General features: G+C 62.4%; 2 protein-coding genes. Both read left to right on the top strand.

What is annotated here, in order from left to right:
* The first annotated feature begins 227 nt into the window (after positions 1-227).
* Positions 228-1,700 (top strand): IS21 family transposase, encoded by a 1,473-nt coding sequence (gene istA, locus EOD29_RS30530; protein ID WP_206520522.1) that lies wholly within the window; start codon positions 228-230, stop codon positions 1,698-1,700.
* Positions 1,697-2,590 carry an IS21-like element helper ATPase IstB gene (gene istB / locus EOD29_RS30535; RefSeq protein ID WP_127248771.1) on the top strand — a complete coding sequence of 298 codons (894 nt, stop codon included), beginning with the start codon at positions 1,697-1,699 and terminating at the stop codon, positions 2,588-2,590. Before istA ends, istB begins: the two co-directional genes overlap by 4 nt.
* Positions 2,591-2,642 lie beyond the last annotated feature (52 nt).

The following is a 2,642-nucleotide window of genomic DNA, read 5'->3' on the forward strand; positions in this document are numbered from 1 at the left end:
TGCGCGGCGACAATCAAGGTGAGACTCAGCGTCAATCAGGATGAGACTCGGCGGCGGGGGTGTGACGAAGGGAGGGCGTAGCCCGACCGGAGTTACACTCCCGCCGCGGCGCAATTTTTCGGCGTCTCATGATCGCGGTTGGCCCGGTAGCGTGGGTGATTTTCTGAGACTGGAGAATCACCTTTGTGCCGGGTCGCCATGTAACCGATCATCAGACGAGGCTTTTTATGAAGTACCGACAAAACAATTCCGTCGAGGTCTCCGCCGCCAAGGCGTCGATCAGCCGGGCGACAGCTTACCGCATCGAGAAGGAGGCGCGTCTTCCATCGCAGAGCAGGCCGCCGCGCGACCGGCGTCGCCCCGATCCTCTTGAGCATATCTTCGATGCTGAGGTTGTTCCGCTCCTCAAGGCCGCTCCCGGCATCCGTGCGGTCGCCGTTTACAATGAGATGCTGCGGCGTCATCCGGAACTGTCCGAAGGTATTCGCCGCACGCTTGAGCGGCGTATCCGATCATGGCGGGCTGTTCACGGTCAGGAGCAGGAAGTGATCTTCCGTCAGACGCACGAACCCGGTCGGTTGGGACTGTCGGATTTTACCGACATGGGCAGCCTCGGCGTGACGATCGCCGGCCAGCCCCTCGACCATCTGCTCTATCACTTCCGGCTGGTCTGGTCGGGCTTCGAGCACGCCCATGTCATCCTTGGCGGCGAAAGCTTCGTCGCTCTGGCCGAGGGCCTGCAGAACGCGCTGTGGTCGGTCGGCGGTTCGCCGCTCTATCATCGCAGCGACAGCTTGTCGGCCGCCTTCCGTAACCTCGATGCCGACGCCAAGGTCGATCTGACGCATCGCTACGAGGAACTGTGCGGCCATTATCGCATGACGGCGACGCGCAACAACAAGGGCGTCGCGCACGAGAACGGCTCGATCGAAAGCTCCCACGGCCATCTCAAGAACGCGGTCCGCGATGCGCTACTGATGCGCGGCACCAGGGACTTCGACGATCTCGGCTCCTACCGCGCCTTCATCGATGAGATCGTCAGCCGCCGTAATGCCGCACATGGCAAGCGCATTGACGCTGAGCGCCCGCATTTGCAGGAACTTCCCGACCGCCGCACCACCGACTTCGAAGAGGTGGTCGTTACGGTGTCGCGCACCGGCGGCTTCACCTTGCGCAAGGTCTTCTACACTGTGCCTTCCCGCCTGATCGGACATCGGCTTCGCGTCCGGCTGTTCGACGATCGGCTCGAGGTCTTCATCGGCGGGACGCATCTGATGACGTTGCCCCGAGGACGCGGCCATGCCGACGGCCGGCACGACCAGGTCGTCAATTACCGGCACGTCATTCATTCCCTGCGCAAGAAGCCGATGGCGCTCCGGGGTCTCGTCTATCGCGACAAGCTCTTTCCCCGGCTGGAATATCGTAGAGCCTTCGACGTTCTCATCGAGCAACTGCCCGACAAACAGGCTTGCAAGATTGCCGTCGAACTGTTGGCGCTGGCTCATGATCGTGGCTGCGAGCGTGAACTGGCTGAGGAGCTTGCCAGAACGCTCGACGCCGGCGAACTGCCTGATCTGGCCGCCCTGAGAGCGCTCTTCGGCCCGGATCCGGCCCGGTTGCCGACCGTTCATGTGCAACTCGCATCGCTCAATGGCTATGAGGCCCTGATCGGCACGGCCCATGCGGGAGAGGTCGCATGAGACAAGCCCATAGCATCGATGAAGCCCGGCTCGGGATCATGCTCAACGAGCTCCGGCTGCCGACAATCAAGACGCTCTGGCCGCAGTTCGCCGAACAGGCCGACAGAGAGGGATGGCCCGCCGCCCGGTTCCTCTCGGCCATCGCCGAGCATGAGCTGGCCGAGCGGGCGCACCGCCGGATCGAACGCCACCTCGCCGAGGCGCACCTGCCGCCTGGAAAGACCCTCGACAGCTTCGCCTTCGACGCCGTGCCGATGGTCTCCAAGGGCCAGGTGATGGCGATCGCCGCCGGCGACAGCTGGCTCGCAAAGGGCGCCAACATCCTGTTGTTTGGCCCGCCCGGCGGCGGAAAGAGCCATCTCGCCGCGGCCATCGGCCTTGCCCTGATCGAGAACGGCTGGCGCGTGCTGTTCACCCGCACGACCGATCTCGTCCAGAAGCTTCAGGTCGCGCGGCGGGAGCTCCAGCTCGAATCCGCCATCGCAAAGCTCGACAAGTTCGATCTGCTCATCCTCGACGACCTGGCCTACGTCACCAAGGACCAGGCCGAAACGAGCGTGCTCTTCGAACTCATCTGCGCAAGATATGAGCGGCGCTCCATCATGATCACCGCCAATCAGCCCTTTGGAGAATGGAACAGGGTCTTTCCGGATCCCGCCATGACCCTCGCCGCGGTCGATCGGCTTGTTCATCATGCAACGATCTTCGAGATGAATGTCGAAAGCTACCGGCGCAGATCTGCCATAGAGGCCAAACGCCAGCGCGGCAGACCCGCCTCCTACGCGACAATTAAAAGCACGCACAAACTTGTCGCGGAGCGGCAATCAGAAACCAACGAGACTCTTGCCAGCGACAATCACCATGATAATTTGCCCGTGACCGCGACGTAAGAATCTCATCCAGATTGTCGCGCGCGTCTCATCCTGATCGTCGCGCTATAGC

The sequence above is a fragment of the Mesorhizobium sp. M1A.T.Ca.IN.004.03.1.1 genome, assembly GCF_003997555.1.
Taxonomy (GTDB): Bacteria; Pseudomonadota; Alphaproteobacteria; order Rhizobiales; family Rhizobiaceae; genus Mesorhizobium.